Origin of the sequence: Streptomyces sp. NBC_00490 (assembly GCF_036013645.1) — a bacterium.
Lineage (GTDB): Bacteria > Actinomycetota > Actinomycetes > Streptomycetales > Streptomycetaceae > Streptomyces > Streptomyces canus_F.
Window position 1 is genome coordinate 4,466,086 of record NZ_CP107869.1, and the last position, 22,347, is coordinate 4,488,432.

Below are 22,347 nucleotides of genomic sequence, written 5' to 3' on the forward strand. Positions count from 1 at the left end.
GCAGGCCCCTCAGAGCCCCAGCCGGCCCCCGTCGGCCCCGCACCAGCCCGGGTCACCGCACCACAGCCGACCGCCCCGCCCCCGGCCCACGCCTCCCGCAGCCCCGCCCGCACGGCCCCCGCCAGAGCCGCGCCCAGCGGTGCCGCCAAGGTCAGTGCGCCGCGTTCCTTGTGTGCCAGCAGCACCGCCCGCACCTCGTCGGCGTACGGCGCGGCCGCGTGCACCGCCGGCAGCCCCGCCGGCTCCGGCTCCGGTCGCACCCGGCACGGCACGGTCCCGCTCAGGGCGGCACGGCACTCCGGACAGAGCACCGTGCGAGCCCTCCCGCAGCCTCCGCACTCGGCCGGCAGCACCAGATCGGTCAGGTCCCGCCACCACCCCCGCATGCCCACCACTGTGCCAACGCCCGCGCCACCCGGCCAGCCCTGTGGACAACCCCCTGCGCCGCTCGTGCCCCGGTCGGAAACCGCCCACCGCACCGACCGGGCCTCACCGATCCACGTCGCGCCGCGCCGCGCCTACCCGGGATAGACCGGCGCCGTCCCGTCCTTCACCACCTGCTGCCACTTCGCCCCGGCCAGAAGCCGGACGATGCCGTCCTCCTCCGAGTACGCCATCAACGGCAGTTGCTCGTCCTCGGACGAGGCCAGGACCTTCACACCTGTCAGTGCGGCAGGCGCCGACCCCACCGGAGTGGAGCCGTCGACCTGGACGTACGCCATCTGCTGCACGCCACCGTCCTCGCGTCCCACCACCACGAGCCGGCTGTCCCCGGCCCACGACATGGCGGTGACCTCCACCAACTGCGGTGCCACCGAGCGAGGTTCGACGACCGCGATGGGCTTCTGCCCGCTCGCCTTGTCACCCCGCTCGATCCGCCCGACGTAGAGGGACTTCTTGCTGCCCTTCTCCACGATGAGTGCGATCCGCACTCCATCGGCGGCCATGCGCACCGCGTCGATGCGTCCGTCGAGCCCCGTGGTGTCGACCTCGATGGGCTCGCCCGCGCCGTTCTTCAGGAGCAGCAGCCGAGGATGGTCGGGATCGCGGTCGGCCACCCACAGGTCGCCCTCGCCGTCCCAACTGGGCGTGGTGAGACGGTCGTTCTGGGTCTTGCCGTCGCTGTGCAGGACCGGCTCGCCGAGCGAGGCCCCCGACACCAGCGACCCGACGTACAGGTCGCTGCCGTCCAGGGACACCCCGGCCGCCTTGCGCTCGTCCCGGGAGACCGCGGCCGACCGCAGCTCCTTCTCACCCTCACCGAGCGCACCCGGCACCGCCGCGAAGGACTCCGGGTTCGTGCTCGCGCTCGCCAGCCTGACGAGGCGGTGCTTGCTGTCGATGAAGTACTGGTAGCCGTCCTTCGCGACCTCGTGCACCACCGCGGTCTCGGCGTCGCTCTCGTTGAGGGGGCCGCACAGCTGGGTGCCGTCGGAGCGCTGCAGTTCGACCGAGCTCACCCCCGTGGGGGTCAGGTCCCGCAGTGTGAAAAGGAGTTGCGCGGCCATCTCCTGGCACTTCTTCGAACCGACCCGGTCCGCCTTGGCATTCAGCGGCACTGTCAGCCGGTTCTGGTCGTCGGGCGTCAGTTGGGTGACGTCCTTCTTCAGCGCCGTACCCGTGGGGAAGCTCGACCGGACGACCGGGTTCAGCCAGCGAGAGGGCCCGGCGAGCAGCAGACTCACGGTCTGTGTCATCGGGTCGACCTTCTTGCGCACATAGACGGGGTCGGCGACGGCCACCGGCTGGCCGTCCGACTCGGTCGAGGAGTTCGAGGCGAAGTAGTACCTGTTGACCGACGTGTAGTTGCGCAGGAAGTCCGACTTGCCCATGACCACGCCCCGCGGCGGCGAGTCGATCCGCCACTGCTTGGACTTCTTCTCACGCACGAGGTGCAGCGTCTTGTCGTACTGGCCGCCGGCGGGCGAGTACACCTGCTGTCCGTCGACGGTGGCGACCTTCTCGCCCGTCAGCGAGAACACCGCGTCGGACGAGTCCTTCCCGCCGCTCGAAAGCTTCTCGGACGAGTCCGGCCCGTCCGCGAGCACCGTGAGAGACGCCTCGGGCTTCCAGGTGCGCGCGACGTTGGCGGTCAGATACTTTCGCGCCGTCTCGAAATCCGGGTCGTCACTGGTCAGCGCTTCGAGAAAGCCGTCCACGATCTCCGGCGCCTCAGCGTTCTCCCGGGGCGGCTGTGCGTAGACCCGTACCTGCGGGTCCTGCCGCGGTGTGGACTCCACCCCGCGCAGGTCCCCGCTGTCCGGCATCGAGGCGCACCCCGCCAGCAGTACGGCGCCGCAGGCGACCGACACCACCGTGCGCACCGGTCCCCGCCGGCCGCCCCCCACGCGGTCAGCGCCCACGACTTGCCTCCCCTTGTTTGTTCCGGCCCTCCGGACCGCCGTTGCGGGCATCCGAGGACTGCGCGTCCGCGGCGCCCGTGTCGTCCGCCGGCCTCGCTCCCCCGGTGGGCCGCGGGACCACGCGCGCGCCGTTGCCGGGCAGCGCCGTCGGATCCGCGGTGGGGGCGGCGGACGCCCTCGGCGTGAGGGGCGCCGGCTCGCTCGACGTCTGCACCGGCACGGTGGCGCGCTTCTCCCCGTCCCCCGCGCGCGGCAAGCCGGCGTCATTGAGTCCACGATTGCGGCGTGAGTCCTTGGGCTCCAGCGGTATCGGCGAGCCCCGCAACGGCTCGTCCGCCGTCCTGGGCAGCGTCAGCCGGAACTGCGAGCCACCACCCGGCTCACCCCACGCCTGCAGCCAGCCGCCGTGCAGCCGCGCGTCCTCCAGGGCGATGGACAGCCCCAGGCCCGTACCACCGGTCGTACGCGCGCGTGCCGGGTCGGCCCGCCAGAAGCGGCTGAAGACCCGGGTCGCCTCACCGGGCTTGAGCCCTACGCCGTAGTCGCGCACCGCGACCGCGACCGCTCCGCCCGCCGAGGCCAGCTTGACCACGACATCCTTGCCCTCGCTGTGCTCCACGGCGTTGACGACGAGATTGCGCAGCACCCGCTCCACCCGCCGGGCGTCGGCCTCGGCGACGACGGGCTGCTGGTCGCCCACGAGCCGTATCCGCGTGCTCTTGCGCTCGGCGAGCGGCGCGGCCCCGCTGACGACCCGCTGCACGACCACGCGCAGATCGATCGGCTCCGCCTCCAGCGCCGCCGCACCCGCGTCGAACCGGCTGATCTCCAGCAGGTCGGCGAGCAGCGACTCGAACCGGTCCAGCTGGTCGGCCAGCAGCTCCGCCGACCGCGCGGTCACCGGATCGAAGTCCTCCCGCGCGTCATGGATGACGTCAGCGGCCATACGTACGGTCGTCAGCGGCGTCCGCAGCTCGTGCGACACGTCGGACACGAACCGCCGCTGCATCCGTGACAGGTCCTCCAGCTGCTGGATCTTCAGCTGAAGGTTCTGCGCCATCTTGTTGAAGGCCTCACCGAGCCGGGCGATGTCGTCCTCACCGGTGACCTTCATACGTTCCTGCAGACGCCCCGCGGACAGCCGCTCGGCGATCCCGGCCGCCATCCGCACCGGCGTGACGACCTGGCGCACCACCAGCCAGGCAATGGCCCCGAGGAGTACGACGACGAAGAGCCCGGCCGTCGCCAGCGTCCCCTTGACCAGGCTCAGCGACTTCTCCTCCTGGGTGAGCGGGAAGAGGTAGTAGAGCTGGTACGGCTCGTTGTTCGGGTCGTTGACCTGCTTGCCGATGATCAACGCGGGCTGCGACTCCTGACCGTTGGTGTACACGATCCGGGTGTAGCTCTGGGCCGGGAGCAGGCTGCTGTCGACGCGGTCCCGCAGGTCCTGGGGCACACTCGCCGGCGGAAAGACGTAGCCGGAGGCACGCGGACCGCGCCCCCCGCTGTCTCCACCCGCAGGCAGCGTGACGACGTCGAAGGCGCCCTGGCCGCCACTGGAGAGGGACTCCACGAGGTCGCCCATCCACTGGCTGACGTTCTGGTTGGCACGCCCGTCCTCGCCGCCTGCGCTCACCGCCGCGTCGGCCTCCTGCTTGGCCACCGAGAAACCACCCGCGGCCTGGCTCTGCGACGCCTTCACCTTGGCGTCGAGCAGCCCGTTGCGGACCTGTCCGATGACGACGAAGCCGAGCAGCAGCACCACGCCCAGCGACATCAGCAGCGTGGTGGCGACGACCTTGAGCTGGATGTTGCGCCGCCACAGCCGCATGACGGGCAGCAGCGGCCGGCGCACCCAGCGCATGAACAGCCTCAGGACCGGGCTGCCCTGGACTCCGCCCTGCAGCAGCCCGCCCTCGAAGAAGCGTCCCCAGCGGGAGCCCGAGGTCTTCCGACCGACAGGCCGCTCCGCACGGGCCCCGGTCCGCCCGGGCGACGAAGCGGCACTGTCTCCGGACATGTCAGCTGGGTCCTGCCTTGTATCCCACGCCACGAACGGTCACCACGATCTCGGGCCGCTCCGGGTCCTTCTCGACCTTGGAGCGCAGCCGCTGCACATGCACGTTGACCAGACGGGTGTCGGCCGCGTGCCGGTAACCCCACACCTGCTCGAGCAGCACCTCACGGGTGAACACCTGCCACGGCTTGCGCGCCAGCGCGACCAGCAGGTCGAACTCCAGCGGCGTCAGCGCGATCGACTGCCCGTCCCGCTTCACGGAGTGACCGGCCACGTCGATGACGAGGTCGCCGATGGAGAGCTGCTCGGGCGCCGGCTCCTCCGACCTCCGCAGCCGCGCCCGGATACGGGCGACGAGCTCCTTCGGCTTGAACGGCTTCACGATGTAGTCATCGGCACCCGACTCCAGGCCCACGACGACGTCGACGGTGTCGCTCTTCGCCGTGAGCATCACGATCGGCACCCCGGACTCCGCCCTGATCAGGCGGCACACCTCGATGCCGTCCCGACCGGGCAGCATCAGGTCCAGGAGCACCAGGTCGGGTTTGGTCTCACGGAATGCGGCCAGCGCCTTGTCGCCGTCGGCTACGAAAGACGGCTCAAAACCTTCACCACGCAGCACAATGCCGAGCATCTCGGCCAGTGCGGTGTCGTCGTCGACGACAAGGACTCGTCCCTTCATAAACGCCATCATCCCATTCTCATAACAGTGACAGAGGCGCTGGTGAGCAGGGTCACTGGCCCGTGACGATAGTCGTACCAGGTCGTCACTGTCTGCCCCCGTCCGGCGACGTCGATGTCAGTAACGGATGTCAGCTACTACTGACATCGACCCAGCGTAGGCGCACCCTCACACCATGGTCGGCCCCACGGCTTTCGGCCAGGCCTCGCCCGCCGTGGGACCGCTAGCCGATCGTCACCTCGCGCGACCTGGCGCACAGCTCCTCCAGCGCCTCCGCCGTCACCGGCGAGACAACGCCCTCCTCCGTGACGATCGCCGTGATCAGCTCGGGCGGCGTCACATCGAACGCCGGGTTGTACGCCGTCGTCCCCAGCGGCGCCACCGGCATCCCGCCCCCCGCTCCCGTCACCGGTACCTGCGGCGCGGCGATCTCCGTCACCTCGAACCCAGGGCGCTGCTCGACCTCGATGGAGGCCCCGTCCGGCGTGTCCGGATCCACCGTCGTCACCGGCGCCACCACGATGAACGGCACATGGTGGTACCGCGCGAGCACCGCGAGCGGATAGCTCCCCACCTTGTTCGCCACCGACCCGTCGGCCGCGATCCGGTCCGCCCCGATCAGCACCGCGTCCACCTCCCCCGCCGCGAACAGCGAGCCCGCCGCGTTGTCGGTGAGCAGGGTGTACGCCATCCCGCTGCGCGCCGCCTCGTACGCCGTCAGACGGGCACCCTGCAGCAGCGGACGCGTCTCGTCCACCCACAGGCGCCTCAGCCGCCCCACCCGATGCGCCGCGAGCGCGACCGCGAACGCCGTCCCCTCGCCACCCGACACCAGCGAACCGGTGTTGCAGTGCGTGAGGATCCGATGCCCGCCGCCGGGCAGCAACTCGTCCAGCAGCGCCAGCCCGCGCTCCGCCATCCGTGCGCTGGCCTCGGCGTCCTCCCGGTGCAGCGCCCGTGCCGCGACCAGCGCCGCGATCGCGGCCTGCCCCGCGTCCCCGCTCTTGGCGAGCGCCGCCCGGTACGCGGACAGCGCCCGCCGCACCCCGACAGAGAGGTTCACCGCGGTGGGCCGGGCACCCGCGAGCCCCGTCGCGGCCTCGTCCACGTCGAAGCCGCGCGCGGCGGCGAGCGCGACGCCGTACGCCCCCGCGATGCCGAGCACGGGGGCCCCGCGCACGGCGAGCGAACGGATCGCCTCCACCAGCGCGGGTGCGTCCGTACAGACCAGCTCGACCTCCTCGGCCGGCAGCCTCGTCTGGTCCAGAAGGACCACGACGGGACCTTCGGGTGGCTCTTCCCAGCGGATCGTCGGTATGTCGGTCGGCCTGCTGTCCTCGCCGGATTGCGCGTACTGATCAGCCATGCGGTCAGTCTGCCCCGTATCCGGCGGACAATTGAAGGTGTGCAGCCGATACCTTGCCCGGTCCCCCGGCCACCACCCCATGGCACGATGGCTGCCAACCTGCCACCGCGACCGCGGACGGGCACCGTGAAGGAGCGACGATGAAAGACACTCCGGGCTGGGCCTCGCCCGGATCTGCCCCGTCCGACGGGCAGGAACCCGGCGCGTCCGGCCCTGCCGAGCCCGCAGACCGTCCCGGCCCCGCGGACCAGCCCGGTGCGGACCCGCAGGGCCCCGGCTCGAAGTGGTCCAAGGAGCAGCCGCCACCCGCCCAGTGGTCGGCACCGACCGGCCCGGCGCACCCCGGCCAGACCCCGCCGCCCCCACCACCGGGCCCCGGCTGGGGCGCCCGTCCCCCGGCCGGCCCCGGTGGTCCCGGTAATGGCCAGGGCGGACACGGCGGGTACGGCGGCTGGGGAAGCGGCTGGGGCGGCCCCCCGCCGGCGGCCAAACCCGGTGTGATCCCGCTGCGCCCGCTCGGCGTGGGCGAGATCCTCGACGGCGCGGTCTCCACCATGCGCACCTACTGGCGCACGGTCCTGGGCATCTCCCTGACCGTCGCGGTCGTCACGCAGATCGTCGTCATCCTCCTCGAGGGCCTGGTCCTCAACGACGCCAGCACCGCGGCTCTTGACGACCCCAGCGCCAGCGTCGACGAGCTGACCCGCGCCCTGGGCGACGCCATGCTCAGCACCGGTGTCGTCTTCCTGATCTCGCTGATCGGCACGATCGTGGCGACCGCCCTGCTCACGACGGTCACCAGCCGCGCGGTCCTCGGCAAGTCGGTGACCACCGGCGAGGCCTGGCGCGACGCCCGACCCCAGGTGGCCAAGCTCTTCGGCCTGATCTTCCTGCTGATCCTCATCGCCGTCGCCGTCGTCGCGGTGGGAGCCCTGCCGGGCATCCTCGCCGTCGTCGCGGGAGCCGGTGACGGGGGAGCGGCCCTCGCCGTCCTCGGCAGCTTCGCCACCGGCGTCGTCGCCCTGTGGCTGATGGTCCGCTTCTCCCTCGCCTCGCCCGCGCTGATGCTGGAGAAGCAGGGCATCCTCAAGTCGCTGAGCCGCTCCGCGAAGCTGGTCCGCGGCTCCTGGTGGCGCGTCTTCGGCATCCAGCTGCTCGCCACGCTCATCGCCAACATCGTCGCCTCGATCGTCGTCCTCCCCTTCGCCTTCATCGCCTCCGCCCTGGATGGCGAGGGCTTCACCGGCCTCGTGAACAGCGGAAGCGATTTCGGCTGGACGTACCTCATCGTCAGCGGCGTCGGCTCGGTGATCGGCGCCATGATCACCTTCCCGATCACCGCGGGCGTCACCGTGCTCCTCTACATCGACCAGCGCATCCGCCGCGAGGCCCTCGACATCGACCTCGCCCGCGCGGCAGGCATCCAGGACTCCGGCTCCGGCACCGCCGGTCCCACGCCCGGAGGCTGATGCGGTGAGCCTGACGGGGGGAGTTCCGGCATCGCTGCCGACGATGCCGGGCGCAGTCGTGCGCGCCGGCGACACCTTCGTGCTGTCACTGTCACGCTCCGACGGCGAGCCGCCGATCACCATCCCGCGTGATCCCGCGCGCGAGGCGGCGCGACGCGAACTGTCCAAGCGCCTGTACCACGAGAACGACCCCAGCTGGTTCCAGCGTGCCCTCGACGCCTTCTGGGACTGGGTCGGCAAGCTGTTCAGTACAGCCGCGACCGCGACCCCCGGCGGAGCGCTCGGCCTGGTCGTCGTCATCCTGGCCGTCATCGCGGTCCTGGGCGCCCTGTGGTGGCGCCTCGGCACCCCGCGCCGCGAACCCGCCTCCTCCGCCACCCTGTTCGACGACCGCCCCCGCAGCGCCGCCGAACACCGCGCGACCGCCGAGGCACACGCCGCCCAGGGCCACTGGAACCAGGCCGTCCAGGAACGCATGCGAGCTATCGTCCGCTCCCTGGAGGAACGCGCCCTCCTCGACATCCGCCCCGGCCGCACCGCCGACGAGGCCGCCGCGGAAGCCGCCCGCGCCCTGCCCTCCCGTGCGGACCGGCTGCACACCGCGGCCCGCGACTTCGACGACGTCACATACGGCGGCCGCAGGGCGAGCCGGCAGTCGTACCAGCGCATCGCCGACCTCGACCGCGACCTGGAACGCACCAAGCCCCAACTCGCGAGCAGCACCCACAGCGCGGCCCCCAACCCCCGCCGGGGAGCCGCCGAATGACCACCGAGGCCACCCTCCCGTCCACCTCGGCCTCGCCCACGGCACGCCAGGTATGGACCCGCACGCGAGGCATCGCGCTCGCCCTCGTTGCCCTGCTGGCCGCCGCCGTCACGATCGCCGTGATGCGCTCCGACGCCCGGCACGGCGACCTCGACCCGCGCTCCGCCGACCCCTACGGCAGCCGTGCCGTCGCCGAACTCCTCGCCGACCGCGGGGTGTCCACCCGCGTGGTCACCACCCTGGACGAAGCACGCGCCGCAGCCGGCCCGGACACGACCCTCCTGGTCGCCCTCCCCGATCTGCTGACGCACCGTCAACAGGCCCGTCTGCACTCCACGATCGCCGAATCCGGCGGCCGCACGGTCCTCGTCGCCCCCGGCGGCGCGTCCGTCGAAGGGCTCGCCCCCGACGTCACGGCAGACCCCGCCACCAGCGCCGACTCCACGCTCGAGCCCGACTGCGACCTGCCCGCCGCCCGGCGCGCGGGCGCCGCCGACACCGGCGGCATCCGCTACACCACCACCCACCTCGACGCCGACTCCTGCTACCCCAGCCAGCGCCTGGCCACCCTGCTGCGCGTCCCGACGCCCAGAGGCGGCGACACCGTCGTACTCGGCGCGCCCGACATCCTCCGCAACGACCGCCTCGACGAGCAGGGCAACGCCTCCCTCGCCCTCCAACTCCTCGGCTCCCGCCCCCATCTGGTCTGGTACCTCCCCTCGCTCTCCGACGCGTCGGCCGCCGCCGACGAACGCAGCTTCTTCGACCTGCTCCCCTCGGGCTGGCGATGGGGCACCCTGCAACTCTTCGTCGCCGCAGCCCTGGCCGCCCTCTGGCGGGCACGCCGACTCGGCCCCCTCGTACCCGAAAGACTCCCCGTGGCGATCCGCGCCTCCGAAACCGTCGAAGGCCGAGCCCGCCTCTACCGCAATGCCAACGCCCGCGACCGCGCGGCCGCCGCTCTCCGCTCCACCACCCGCACCCGCCTCGCCCCCCTCGTAGGCGTCCCCGTCTCCCAGGCACACGCGCCCGAAGCCCTGCTCCCCGCCCTGTCCGCGCATCTCCACAACGACGGACAGACCCTGCCCGCCCTGCTCTTCGGCCCGCCGCCCGGCGACGACGCAGCCCTCGTCTCTCTCGCCGACCAACTCGACGCCCTCGAAAGAGAGGTACGCCGTTCATGATGGCCCCGACCACTGACAACGCCGGGTACTCCGGGGACCCGGACGCCGCCCGGGCCTCCCTGGAAGCCCTGCGCGCCGAGATCGCCAAAGCCGTGGTCGGCCAGGACCCCGCCGTGACCGGCCTTGTCGTCGCCCTCCTCTGCCGCGGACACGTTCTCCTAGAAGGAGTCCCTGGGGTCGCCAAAACGTTGCTCGTCCGCGCCCTCGCATCCGCACTCGAACTCGACACCAAGCGCATCCAGTTCACCCCGGACCTCATGCCGAGCGATGTGACGGGCTCCCTCGTCTACGACACCCGATCCGCCGAGTTCTCCTTCCAGCCCGGCCCGGTCTTCACCAACCTCCTCCTCGCGGACGAGATCAACCGCACGCCTCCCAAGACCCAGTCGTCCCTCCTCGAAGCGATGGAGGAACGCCAGGTCACGGTCGACGGCACCCCCCGCCCGCTTCCGAACCCCTTCCTCGTCGCCGCGACCCAGAACCCGGTGGAGTACGAGGGCACCTACCCTCTCCCCGAAGCGCAGCTGGACCGCTTCCTTCTCAAACTCACCATCCCCCTCCCCTCCCGCCAGGACGAGATCGACGTCCTCACCCGCCACGCCGAAGGCTTCAACCCCCGCGACCTGCACGCCGCCGGCATCCGCCCGGTAGCAGGCCCCGCAGACCTTGAAGCCGCCCGAGCAGCGGTCGCGAAGACGACCATCTCCCCCGAGATCACGGCCTACGTCGTCGACATCTGCCGCGCCACCCGCGAATCCCCGTCCCTGACCCTCGGCGTGTCCCCCCGAGGCGCCACGGCCCTCCTCGCGACCTCCCGCGCCTGGGCCTGGCTGACGGGTCGCGACTACGTCATCCCCGACGACGTGAAGGCCCTCGCGCTCCCCACCCTCCGGCACCGCGTACAACTCCGACCGGAGGCCGAGATGGAGGGCGTGACAGCCGACTCCGTCATCCACGCGATCCTCGCCCACGTCCCCGTCCCCCGCTGATGGCTCTCACCGGACGCGCCGCACTCCTCGCGGCCCTGGGCTCGATCCCCGTCGGCATCTGGGAACCGGGCCTGACGGGCCTCCTCGCGGTGAACGCCCCCCTGGCCCTGGCCTGCGCCTGCGACTTCGCCCTCGCGGCCCCCGTACGCCGCCTGCGCCTGACCCGCTCCGGCGACACCTCCGTACGCCTGGGAGAGACGGCCGACGTCACCCTGACGGTCACCAACCCATCCAACCGCCCGCTCCGGGCCCACCTGCGCGACGCCTGGCCCCCCAGCAGCTGGCTCCCCGGCACAGAGACAGCGGCCTCCCGCCACCGCCTCACGGTCCCCGCAGGTGAACGCCGCCGCCTCACCACCCGGCTGCGCCCCACCCGCCGAGGCGACCGCCAGGCCGACCGCGTGACGATCCGCTCCTACGGCCCCCTCGGCCTCTTCAACCGCCAAGGCACCCACAACGCGCCCTGGACGGTACGCGTCCTGCCTCCGTTCACCAGCCGCAAGCACCTCCCCTCGAAGCTCGCCCGACTACGCGAACTCGACGGCCGCACCAGCGTGCTCACCCGCGGCGAGGGCACGGAATTCGACAGCCTTCGCGAATACGTCCCCGGCGACGACACCCGCTCCATCGACTGGCGCGCCACCGCCCGCCAGTCCGCGGTCGCCGTCCGCACCTGGCGCCCCGAACGCGACCGCCACATCCTCCTCGTCCTCGACACCGGCCGTACGTCAGCCGGCCGTGTGGACGACGCCCCACGCCTCGACGCCTCCATGGACGCGGCACTACTCCTGGCAGCACTCGCCTCCCGCGCCGGCGACCGAGTCGACCTCCTCGCCTACGACCGCCGACTACGCGCCCTGGTCCAGGGCCGCACAGCAAGCGACGTCCTGCCGTCCCTGGTCAACGCGATGGCGACACTCGAACCGGAACTCGTCGAAACAGACGCACGCGGTCTTACAGCCACTGCGCTCAGGACGGCCCCACGCCGCTCCCTGATCGTGCTGCTGACAACCCTCGACGCCGCCCCGGTCGAAGAAGGGCTGCTTCCCGTCCTCGCCCAGCTCACCCAGCGGCACACCGTCCTCGTGGCATCCGTGGCCGACCCCCACGTCACCCGCATGGCCAAAGCCCGCGGAAACACCGACGCCGTCTACGAAGCCGCATCAGCCGCACAAGCACAGAGCGAACGCCATCGCACCGCGGAACAGCTCCGACGGCACGGTGTCACCGTCGTCGACGCAACACCGGATGAGCTGGCGCCGGCACTGGCGGATGCATATCTGGCCCTGAAGACGACGGGCCGTCTGTAATTCAGCACTCGGAAAGAGAATCGGAAGGAAAAGAAAGGCCCTAAACGCAAAAAAGGCCCACGCCTGATGGCGTGGGCCTTTTCTAAAATTGGTTCGGCGGTGTCCTACTCTCCCACAGGGTCCCCCCTGCAGTACCATCGGCGCTGTAAGGCTTAGCTTCCGGGTTCGGAATGTAACCGGGCGTTTCCCTCACGCTATGACCACCGAAACACTATGAAACTGTCGAACAATGCCGCACCACACCCGAATTATGGGTATGGGGCTGTTCGTGGTTTCAGAACCAACACAGTGGACGCGAGCAACTGAGGACAAGCCCTCGGCCTATTAGTACCGGTCACCTCCGCACGTTACCGTGCTTCCAGATCCGGCCTATCAACCCAGTCGTCTACTGGGAGCCTTAACCCCTCAAAGGGGGTGGGAATACTCATCTCGAAGCAGGCTTCCCGCTTAGATGCTTTCAGCGGTTATCCCTCCCGAACGTAGCCAACCAGCCATGCCCTTGGCAGAACAACTGGCACACCAGAGGTTCGTCCGTCCCGGTCCTCTCGTACTAGGGACAGCCCTTCTCAATATTCCTGCGCGCGCAGCGGATAGGGACCGAACTGTCTCACGACGTTCTAAACCCAGCTCGCGTACCGCTTTAATGGGCGAACAGCCCAACCCTTGGGACCGACTCCAGCCCCAGGATGCGACGAGCCGACATCGAGGTGCCAAACCATCCCGTCGATATGGACTCTTGGGGAAGATCAGCCTGTTATCCCCGGGGTACCTTTTATCCGTTGAGCGACGGCGCTTCCACAAGCCACCGCCGGATCACTAGTCCCGACTTTCGTCCCTGCTCGACCCGTCGGTCTCACAGTCAAGCTCCCTTGTGCACTTACACTCAACACCTGATTGCCAACCAGGCTGAGGGAACCTTTGGGCGCCTCCGTTACTCTTTAGGAGGCAACCGCCCCAGTTAAACTACCCATCAGACACTGTCCCTGATCCGGATCACGGACCCAGGTTAGACATCCAGCACGACCAGACTGGTATTTCAACGACGACTCCCCCTGAACTGGCGTCCAGAGTTCACAGTCTCCCAGCTATCCTACACAAGCCGAACCGAACACCAATATCAAACTGTAGTAAAGGTCCCGGGGTCTTTCCGTCCTGCTGCGCGAAACGAGCATCTTTACTCGTAGTGCAATTTCACCGGGCCTATGGTTGAGACAGTCGAGAAGTCGTTACGCCATTCGTGCAGGTCGGAACTTACCCGACAAGGAATTTCGCTACCTTAGGATGGTTATAGTTACCACCGCCGTTTACTGGCGCTTAAGTTCTCAGCTTCGCCAAGACGAATCTTGACTAACCGGTCCCCTTAACGTTCCAGCACCGGGCAGGCGTCAGTCCGTATACATCGCCTTACGGCTTCGCACGGACCTGTGTTTTTAGTAAACAGTCGCTTCTCGCTGGTCTCTGCGGCCACCCCCAGCTCACCGAGTAAATCGGATCACCAGTGATGGCCCCCCTTCTCCCGAAGTTACGGGGGCATTTTGCCGAGTTCCTTAACCATAGTTCACCCGAACGCCTCGGTATTCTCTACCTGACCACCTGAGTCGGTTTAGGGTACGGGCCGCCATGAAACTCGCTAGAGGCTTTTCTCGACAGCATAGGATCATCCACTTCACCACAATCGGCTCGGCATCAGGTCTCAGCCTTGATGAGCGGCGGATTTACCTACCACTCGGCCTACACCCTTACCCCGGGACAACCACCGCCCGGGATGGACTACCTTCCTGCGTCACCCCATCACTCACCTACTACCACCGTGGTTCGGCGGCTCCACCACTTTCCATTCCCCGAAGGGTCCGGAACGGCTTCACGGCCTTAGCATTAATGGGTTCGATGTTTGACGCTTCACAGCGGGTACCGGAATATCAACCGGTTATCCATCGACTACGCCTGTCGGCCTCGCCTTAGGTCCCGACTTACCCTGGGCAGATCAGCTTGACCCAGGAACCCTTAGTCAATCGGCGCACACGTTTCTCACGTGTGTATCGCTACTCATGCCTGCATTCTCACTCGTGAACCGTCCACCACTAGCTTCCGCTGCGGCTTCACCCGGCACACGACGCTCCCCTACCCATCCATACGGGCGTTGGCCCTATTGTATGAATGACACGACTTCGGCGGTACGCTTGAGCCCCGCTACATTGTCGGCGCGGAATCACTAGACCAGTGAGCTATTACGCACTCTTTCAAGGGTGGCTGCTTCTAAGCCAACCTCCTGGTTGTCTGTGCGACTCCACATCCTTTCCCACTTAGCGTACGCTTAGGGGCCTTAGTCGATGCTCTGGGCTGTTTCCCTCTCGACCATGGAGCTTATCCCCCACAGTCTCACTGCCGTGCTCTCACTTACCGGCATTCGGAGTTTGGCTAAGGTCAGTAACCCGGTAGGGCCCATCGCCTATCCAGTGCTCTACCTCCGGCAAGAAACACACGACGCTGCACCTAAATGCATTTCGGGGAGAACCAGCTATCACGGAGTTTGATTGGCCTTTCACCCCTAACCACAGGTCATCCCCCAGGTTTTCAACCCTGGTGGGTTCGGTCCTCCACGAAGTCTTACCTCCGCTTCAACCTGCCCATGGCTAGATCACTCCGCTTCGGGTCTTGAGCGCGCTACTAAATCGCCCTATTCGGACTCGCTTTCGCTACGGCTTCCCCACACGGGTTAACCTCGCAACACACCGCAAACTCGCAGGCTCATTCTTCAAAAGGCACGCAGTCACGACTGTATGTGCAAGCACATACAGCGACGCTCCCACGGCTTGTAGGCACACGGTTTCAGGTACTATTTCACTCCGCTCCCGCGGTACTTTTCACCATTCCCTCACGGTACTATCCGCTATCGGTCACCAGGGAATATTTAGGCTTAGCGGGTGGTCCCGCCAGATTCACACGGGATTTCTCGGGCCCCGTGCTACTTGGGTGTCTCTCAAACGAGCCGTACAGATTTCAGCTACGGGGGTCTTACCCTCTACGCCGGACCTTTCGCATGTCCTTCGCCTATCCCTACGGTTTCTGACTCGTCTCACAGCCGGCAGACTGTGAAAGAGAGATCCCACAACCCCCACGACGCAACCCCTGCCGGGTCTCACACGTCGTAGGTTTGGCCTCATCCGGTTTCGCTCGCCACTACTCCCGGAATCACGGTTGTTTTCTCTTCCTGCGGGTACTGAGATGTTTCACTTCCCCGCGTTCCCTCCACATACCCTATGTGTTCAGGTATGGGTGACAGCCCATGACGACTGCCGGGTTTCCCCATTCGGAAACCCCCGGATCAAAGCCTGGTTGACGGCTCCCCGGGGACTATCGTGGCCTCCCACGTCCTTCATCGGTTCCTGGTGCCAAGGCATCCACCGTGCGCCCTTAAAAACTTGGCCACAGATGCTCGCGTCCACTGTGCAGTTCTCAAACAACGACCAGCCACCCATCACCCCCAACCTGAGCTGGAGTTCACTGGGGCCGGCGTCGAGGGGGTTCATTCCCTCAGACACCCAACAGCGTGCCCGACACCCTCGCCACTCTGGTCAGCTTTCCACGCTCCGAAGAGCAGTACTTGCAGCCCGAGATGACTGAGAGTGCCGAATAATCAACGTTCCACCCTTGAGCAACCACCGCAGAACATTTGCCTGCGTAATGGTCTCTGAGCCTGTCCCGAAGGACCGACTAAGAAGTGCTCCTTAGAAAGGAGGTGATCCAGCCGCACCTTCCGGTACGGCTACCTTGTTACGACTTCGTCCCAATCGCCAGTCCCACCTTCGACAGCTCCCTCCCACAAGGGGTTGGGCCACCGGCTTCGGGTGTTACCGACTTTCGTGACGTGACGGGCGGTGTGTACAAGGCCCGGGAACGTATTCACCGCAGCAATGCTGATCTGCGATTACTAGCAACTCCGACTTCATGGGGTCGAGTTGCAGACCCCAATCCGAACTGAGACAGGCTTTTTGAGATTCGCTCCACCTCACGGTTTCGCAGCTCATTGTACCTGCCATTGTAGCACGTGTGCAGCCCAAGACATAAGGGGCATGATGACTTGACGTCGTCCCCACCTTCCTCCGAGTTGACCCCGGCGGTCTCCTGTGAGTCCCCATCACCCCGAAGGGCATGCTGGCAACACAGGACAAGGGTTGCGCTCGTTGCGGGACTTAACCCAACATCTCACGACACGAGCTGACGACAGCCATGCACCACCTGTACACCGACCACAAGGGGGGCACCATCTCTGATGCTTTCCGGCGTATGTCAAGCCTTGGTAAGGTTCTTCGCGTTGCGTCGAATTAAGCCACATGCTCCGCTGCTTGTGCGGGCCCCCGTCAATTCCTTTGAGTTTTAGCCTTGCGGCCGTACTCCCCAGGCGGGGAACTTAATGCGTTAGCTGCGGCACCGACGACGTGGAATGTCGCCAACACCTAGTTCCCACCGTTTACGGCGTGGACTACCAGGGTATCTAATCCTGTTCGCTCCCCACGCTTTCGCTCCTCAGCGTCAGTAATGGCCCAGAGATCCGCCTTCGCCACCGGTGTTCCTCCTGATATCTGCGCATTTCACCGCTACACCAGGAATTCCGATCTCCCCTACCACACTCTAGCTAGCCCGTATCGAATGCAGACCCGGGGTTAAGCCCCGGGCTTTCACACCCGACGTGACAAGCCGCCTACGAGCTCTTTACGCCCAATAATTCCGGACAACGCTTGCGCCCTACGTATTACCGCGGCTGCTGGCACGTAGTTAGCCGGCGCTTCTTCTGCAGGTACCGTCACTTTCGCTTCTTCCCTGCTGAAAGAGGTTTACAACCCGAAGGCCGTCATCCCTCACGCGGCGTCGCTGCATCAGGCTTTCGCCCATTGTGCAATATTCCCCACTGCTGCCTCCCGTAGGAGTCTGGGCCGTGTCTCAGTCCCAGTGTGGCCGGTCGCCCTCTCAGGCCGGCTACCCGTCGTCGCCTTGGTGAGCCATTACCTCACCAACAAGCTGATAGGCCGCGGGCTCATCCTTCACCGCCGGAGCTTTCAACCACCACAGATGCCTGCGGTAGTGGTATCCGGTATTAGACCCCGTTTCCAGGGCTTGTCCCAGAGTGAAGGGCAGATTGCCCACGTGTTACTCACCCGTTCGCCACTAATCCCCACCGAAGTGGTTCATCGTTCGACTTGCATGTGTTAAGCACGCCGCCAGCGTTCGTCCTGAGCCAGGATCAAACTCTCCGTGAATGTTTACCCGTAATCGGGTGCACACATCACGAGAGCGGAACCACCGGCGGAATAAGCCGATGGTTCACAGCGTCCTCGCTGTGTTTTTCTTCAAAGGAACCTCATCTACGACCATGACGGCCGGAGACGGGGTATCAACTAATCTGGCGTTGATTTTTGGCACGCTGTTGAGTTCTCAAGGAACGGACGCTTCCTTTGTACTCACCCTCTCGGGCTTTCCTCCGGGCTTTTCCCTTCGGTCTTGCGTTTCCGACTCTATCAGACCGTTTCCGGTTCCGATTTCCTCGGTGCTTTCCAGGTTCCCGCTTTCGCGTTTCCCTTTCCGGCGGCTCCGACTTTATCAGAAGTTCCGGGCCGGACTGACCGGCCGCTCATTTCCGAATTATCGGGAGTGGCTTCTTCGAAACGACGTTTCAAGAAGCAGACAGACACTCACTGCTGCCGACCGGGCTAGACCCAGTTCTAGGCAACTGTTTGAATCTACCTCCCCGCTCTCTCCGTGTCAACGGTTCCTGCGGGGCGAAGAGGACACTAGCAGCTCGGCCGCCCCGTACGCACATCAGGCCGCCATGGGGACCGTGGCGCTGCGTTCGGCCTCCGCGACGTCGCCCGATTCTCCGGTGCGGGCAGCGCGCCCGCCGAGGATGTAGACGTACGCGAGGAAGGCCAGTTCGGCGACGACCCCGATGCTGATGCGCGCCCAGGTGGGCAGGCCGGACGGGGTGACGAAGCCTTCGATGGCTCCGGAGATGAAGAGGATCAGGGCAAGGCCGATGGCCATGCCGATCGCCGCTCGGCCTTCCTCTGCGAGGGCGGCTCGACGCGTGCGTGGGCCCGGGTCGATGACGGTCCAGCCGAGGCGCATGCCTGTTCCCGCGGCGACGAACACCGCGGTCAGTTCCAGCAGACCGTGGGGCAGGACCAGGCCGAGGAAGGTGTCGAGGCGGCCTGCCGAGGACATCAGGCCGAAGCCGACTCCGAGGTTGAGCATGTTCTGGAAGAGAATCCAGAGGACCGGGAGGCCGAGGAAGACCCCGAGGATCAGGCACTGCGCGGCGGCCCACGCGTTGTTCGTCCAGACCTGGGCGGCGAAGGAGGCCGCGGGGTGGCTCGAGTAGTAGGACTCGTACTGCCCGCCCGGGCGGGTGAGCTCGCGGAGTTCGCTGGGGGCCGCGATGGTGGCCTGTACTTCCGGGTGGGTGCCGATCCACCAGCCCAGGAGGGCTGCCACGGCTGTGGAGAGAAGCGCGGTGGGCACCCACCAGTGGCGTGCTCTGTAGACCGCCGCGGGAAAGCCGTACGCCAGGAAGCGCGTGACGTCCCGCCAGGAGGCGCGACGGGTGCCTGTCACAGCACTACGCGCGCGTGCCACCAGTTGGCTGAGCCGGCCCGTCAGCTGTGGGTCGGGGGCACTGGACTGGATCAGGGAGAGGTGCGTGGCCGTGCGTTGATAGAGAGTGACGAGTTCGTCGGCCTCGGTGCCGGTCAGCCGCCGCTGGCGTCGGAGCAGGGCGTCGAGGCGGTCCCACTCCGCTCGGTGAGCGGAGACGAAGACGTCGAGGTCCATCGGTTCGGCTGCTCCTCGGGCTCGTCGGCGACTCGTCGTGGGTGTCAGCTTGTCGTACTGCGGTGCGATGCGCCCTCAGCTTGGCAGACTGACCGTTCTCGGAGCGGGTCAGGGAAGGACGGCGGACGTGAGTGAGCTGGTGACGGGCGAGGCGGTGGCGCTGGAGCTGCGTCCTGCGCGGCTGCCGAGCAGGGCGTTGGCCGTGCTGCTCGATCTGCTGGTGGGCGTGATCGTCTACGTGGTCGTGACCATCGCGCTGGTGGCTTCCACGGCCTCCCTGGACGAGGCGGCCCAGTTCGCGGTGTCTCTCGCGGCGTTCGTGCTGGTCATGGTGGGCGGTCCCATCGCGGTCGAGACGCTCAGCCACGGTCGTTCGCTCGGGAAGTTGGCGTGCGGGCTGCGGGTGGTACGCGACGACGGCGGACCGATCCGGTTCCGGCACGCGCTGGTGCGCGGCGGGATCGGTGTCATCGAGATCCTGCTGACGTTCGGGGTCGTCGCCTGTGTCGCGTCACTCGTCTCGGCGCGGGGGCGACGGCTCGGGGACGTGTTCGCGGGGACTCTGGTCGTACGGGAGCGGGTTCCGGTCGCGCACACGGGATTCCTGCCTCCGCCGCCGCCCTGGCTGGCCGGACGTTTCTCCGGGCTGGACCTTTCCGCCGTTCCGGACGGGTTGTGGCTCGCCATCCGGCAGTACCTGGGGCGGATGCAGCAGTTGGACCCGCAGGTCGGCTGGGCGATGGCCGAGCGGCTCGCCGCGGACGTCGCGGTGCGTACGGGGACCCCGGCGCCGCAGGGTGTTCCGCCGGCTGCGTATCTCGCGGCGGTGGTGCAGGAGCGCCAGGCCCGGGAGGCTCGGCGGGCTTTCGGGAACGGATCGGCGGCGGCGTACGGAACGCAGCCTGCTCAGCCACCTTCGCTCTCACCGGCTGCGGCTAGCCCCGCTCCCCCTCCCCACTACGGTCCCGCCGCAGTGCCTCCGCCTCCGTCACCCGAGGCCGGGCCCGCGGAGACGCCGTCGCCTGAGCGTCCTGGTACCGGATTCGCGCCTCCTGCGTAAGCCTTACCGCCGTACTGCCCCCCCTGCTCACGCGAAGACGGACGGCGGCGATTCGAGGTCCTCCAGCTCGATGCCTGGAGCCGAGAGGACCACGTCCCCGGCGATGTGCACGGTGTGCTGCTCTCCCGTGTCCAGGGCTGTGACCTGGTATTCGTCCACGGTCAGGGGGCCGTTGTCAGTGGCGTGTGCTTCGCTTTTCATCAGCGCCCAGGACTGGTCCACGGTGCGCGGGGCGAGGACCGGATCCGTGAAGGCGACGAGTCGTACGCGGGTGGCTGATGCGGAAGGGGTGAGGCGTAGGAGTCGGGTGGTGGCGATGAGGAATGCCGGGGATGTGCCGGTGAAGGCGTGGGCGGGGACATTGCCTTCCGTGGCGTGAGCTCCGGTGGGGTCTGTACGGACCCAGGTGACGCCGTCGAGAGCGGCGCCGCGTACCTGCCAGCCACCGGCGTGGAGTTCCAGACGGATGGGGCGGCCGAGTTCGTCGAGGGCCAGGTCGACGGAGCCGGAGTGGTCGCCCGCGGGGTTCGTCAGCTGGGCGACGTAGCGCCAGCCGGAGGGGCCGGGGGCGCAGTGGAAGTGCTCTTCTGCGAGGGGGGTGTGATCGTGCGGATCATGGAGCGAATAGCGGCCGCGGGGCATGGAAGTCCTGGGTCTTGACGGGCTGGTCGGGCCGGAGCGGCCAAAGGGGCAGGCCCCCGGCACGGGGGTGCGGGGGCCTGCCTCGAAGGTCCTGCTGCTGAGGAGAGTGCTCAGTAGCGGTAGTGGTCCGGCTTGTACGGTCCGTCGACGTCGACGCCGATGTAGGAGGCCTGCTCCGGGCGCAGCGTCGTCAGCTTCACGCCGAGCGCGTCCAGGTGGAGGCGGGCGACCTTCTCGTCCAGGTGCTTGGGCAGCGTGTAGACGCCGATCGGGTACTCCGACTGCTTGGTGTACAGCTCGATCTGGGCCAGCGTCTGGTCCGCGAACGAGTTGGACATCACGAACGACGGGTGACCGGTGGCGTTGCCCAGGTTCAGCAGACGGCCCTCGGACAGGACGATCAGGACCTTGCCGTCGGGGAACTTCCAGGTGTGGACCTGGGGCTTGACCTCGTCCTTGACGATGCCGGGGATCTTGGCGAGGCCGGCCATGTCGATCTCGTTGTCGAAGTGGCCGATGTTCCCGACGATGGCCTGGTGCTTCATCTTGGCCATGTCGCTGGCCATGATGATGTCCTTGTTGCCGGTCGTGGTGATGAAGATGTCGGCCTTGTCGATGACCTCGTCGAGGGTCGTGACCTGGTAGCCGTCCATCGCCGCCTGAAGGGCGCAGATCGGGTCGATCTCGGTGACGATGACGCGGGCGCCCTGACCGCGCAGGGACTCCGCACAGCCCTTGCCGACGTCGCCGTAGCCGCAGACGACCGCGGTCTTGCCGCCGATGAGGACGTCGGTGGCGCGGTTGATGCCGTCGATCAGGGAGTGCCGGCAGCCGTACTTGTTGTCGAACTTCGACTTCGTGACGGCGTCGTTCACGTTGATCGCCGGGAAGAGGAGGAGGCCGTCGCGCATCATCTCGTACAGGCGGTGGACGCCGGTGGTGGTCTCCTCGGTCACGCCGCGGATCTCCGAGGCGAGCTGGGTCCACTTCTGGGAGCCGTCGGTGATGGTGCGGTTCAGGAGTTCGAGGACGACGCGGTGCTCGTCGTTCTCGGCGGTGTCGACCGAGGGGACCTTGCCGGCCTTCTCGTACTCGACGCCCTTGTGGACGAGGAGGGTGGCGTCACCGCCGTCGTCGAGGATCATGTTCGGGCCACCGGTGAGGGTGTTCGGCCAGGTCAGAGCCTGCTCCGTGCACCACCAGTACTCCTCCAGGGTCTCGCCCTTCCAGGCGAAGACGGGGATGCCCTGCGGGTTCTCGGGCGTCCCGTTCGGGCCTACCGCGACGGCGGCGGCCGCGTGGTCCTGGGTGGAGAAGATGTTGCAGGACACCCAGCGGACCTCGGCGCCCAGAGCGACCAGGGTCTCGATCAGGACGGCGGTCTGCACGGTCATGTGCAGGGAGCCCATGATGCGGGCGCCGGCCAGCGGCTGGGTGGCGGCGAATTCCTTGCGGATCGCCATCAGGCCGGGCATCTCGTGCTCGGCAAGGGTGATCTCCTTGCGGCCGAACTCGGCCAGGGAGAGATCGGCGACCTTGAAGTCCTGTCGGTTGTCGACAGTCGTCATTACGGGCTGCTCCTCAAGGTTGGGGCGAGGTGGACACGGCTGGTCTGCGCGGCGGCGGACACGGGGGTGCCCGAAAGAGGACACAGGCATGCCCGGTGCGCGCAGC

The 22,347-nt window shown here is 67.5% G+C and carries 13 protein-coding genes, 3 rRNA genes and 1 pseudogene; 6 read left to right on the top strand and 11 right to left on the bottom strand.

The features are described from left to right. Window positions 1–65 precede the first annotated feature (65 nt). The 5 genes and pseudogenes from OG381_RS20080 to mtnA form a co-directional block, all read right to left on the bottom strand. Window positions 66–386, bottom strand: a pseudogene (locus OG381_RS20080) (ComF family protein); the annotation flags it as partial. 132 nt (window positions 387–518) lie between these two features. Next, the gene (locus OG381_RS20085) at window positions 519–2,363 is read right to left on the bottom strand and encodes an LpqB family beta-propeller domain-containing protein (protein ID WP_327717447.1); all 1,845 of its coding nucleotides are present in this window, start codon (window positions 2,361–2,363) and stop codon (window positions 519–521) included. Next, on the bottom strand, window positions 2,353–4,383 hold the full coding sequence (gene mtrB / locus OG381_RS20090) for an MtrAB system histidine kinase MtrB (protein ID WP_327717448.1): 2,031 nt from the start codon (window positions 4,381–4,383) through the stop codon (window positions 2,353–2,355). Before mtrB ends, OG381_RS20085 begins: the two co-directional genes overlap by 11 nt. Window position 4,384: 1 nt before the next feature. Further along, complete coding sequence (mtrA, locus tag OG381_RS20095; RefSeq protein WP_199924729.1) at window positions 4,385–5,074, bottom strand: two-component system response regulator MtrA; 690 nt, start codon at window positions 5,072–5,074, stop codon at window positions 4,385–4,387. A gap of 211 nt (window positions 5,075–5,285) precedes the next feature. Further along, on the bottom strand, window positions 5,286–6,428 hold the full coding sequence (gene mtnA / locus OG381_RS20100) for an S-methyl-5-thioribose-1-phosphate isomerase (RefSeq protein ID WP_327717449.1): 1,143 nt from the start codon (window positions 6,426–6,428) through the stop codon (window positions 5,286–5,288). Between the two features lie 140 nt (window positions 6,429–6,568). Here mtnA and OG381_RS20105 point away from each other — a divergent pair, with 140 nt between their 5' ends. From OG381_RS20105 to OG381_RS20125, 5 genes are read left to right on the top strand one after another with little or no spacing between them, the layout of a single operon-like run. Continuing rightward, window positions 6,569–7,897: a hypothetical protein gene (locus tag OG381_RS20105; protein ID WP_327717450.1), complete on the top strand. Its 1,329-nt coding sequence runs from the start codon at window positions 6,569–6,571 to the stop codon at window positions 7,895–7,897. Window positions 7,898–7,940: 43 nt separating this feature from the next. Beyond that, window positions 7,941–8,663: a DUF4129 domain-containing protein gene (locus OG381_RS20110; RefSeq protein ID WP_327722514.1), complete on the top strand. Its 723-nt coding sequence runs from the start codon at window positions 7,941–7,943 to the stop codon at window positions 8,661–8,663. After that, the gene (locus OG381_RS20115) at window positions 8,660–9,847 is read left to right on the top strand and encodes a DUF4350 domain-containing protein (protein WP_327717451.1); all 1,188 of its coding nucleotides are present in this window, start codon (window positions 8,660–8,662) and stop codon (window positions 9,845–9,847) included. The genes OG381_RS20110 and OG381_RS20115 overlap by 4 nt, the downstream gene beginning before the upstream one ends. Continuing rightward, entirely contained in the window at window positions 9,847–10,836 is a 990-nt protein-coding gene (locus tag OG381_RS20120; protein ID WP_327717452.1) for an AAA family ATPase, read from the top strand. Before OG381_RS20115 ends, OG381_RS20120 begins: the two co-directional genes overlap by 1 nt. Further along, complete coding sequence (locus OG381_RS20125) at window positions 10,836–12,146, top strand: DUF58 domain-containing protein (protein ID WP_327717453.1); 1,311 nt, start codon at window positions 10,836–10,838, stop codon at window positions 12,144–12,146. Before OG381_RS20120 ends, OG381_RS20125 begins: the two co-directional genes overlap by 1 nt. Window positions 12,147–12,237: 91 nt before the next feature. Here OG381_RS20125 and rrf read toward each other — a convergent pair. From rrf to OG381_RS20145, 4 genes are all read right to left on the bottom strand, one after another. Continuing rightward, window positions 12,238–12,354 (bottom strand): 5S ribosomal RNA (rrf, locus tag OG381_RS20130). A 96-nt stretch (window positions 12,355–12,450) separates the two neighbouring features. Further along, a 23S ribosomal RNA gene (locus tag OG381_RS20135) occupies window positions 12,451–15,574 on the bottom strand. 304 nt (window positions 15,575–15,878) lie between these two features. Then, window positions 15,879–17,404, bottom strand: a 16S ribosomal RNA gene (locus tag OG381_RS20140). The 16S, 23S and 5S rRNA genes sit together here, the layout of an rRNA operon. A 559-nt stretch (window positions 17,405–17,963) precedes the next feature. After that, complete coding sequence (locus OG381_RS20145) at window positions 17,964–18,971, bottom strand: stage II sporulation protein M (RefSeq protein WP_327717454.1); 1,008 nt, start codon at window positions 18,969–18,971, stop codon at window positions 17,964–17,966. A 127-nt stretch (window positions 18,972–19,098) separates the two neighbouring features. On the opposite strand from OG381_RS20145, the gene OG381_RS20150 reads away from it, so the two are divergent. Further along, window positions 19,099–20,031: an RDD family protein gene (locus tag OG381_RS20150; RefSeq protein WP_327717455.1), complete on the top strand. Its 933-nt coding sequence runs from the start codon at window positions 19,099–19,101 to the stop codon at window positions 20,029–20,031. Between the two features lie 27 nt (window positions 20,032–20,058). On the opposite strand, the gene OG381_RS20155 is transcribed toward OG381_RS20150, so the two are convergent. Then, window positions 20,059–20,673 (bottom strand): hypothetical protein, encoded by a 615-nt coding sequence (locus tag OG381_RS20155; RefSeq protein WP_327717456.1) that lies wholly within the window; start codon window positions 20,671–20,673, stop codon window positions 20,059–20,061. A gap of 110 nt (window positions 20,674–20,783) precedes the next feature. Continuing rightward, window positions 20,784–22,241 carry an adenosylhomocysteinase gene (ahcY, locus tag OG381_RS20160; protein WP_327717457.1) on the bottom strand — a complete coding sequence of 486 codons (1,458 nt, stop codon included), beginning with the start codon at window positions 22,239–22,241 and terminating at the stop codon, window positions 20,784–20,786. Window positions 22,242–22,347: the final 106 nt, after the last annotated feature.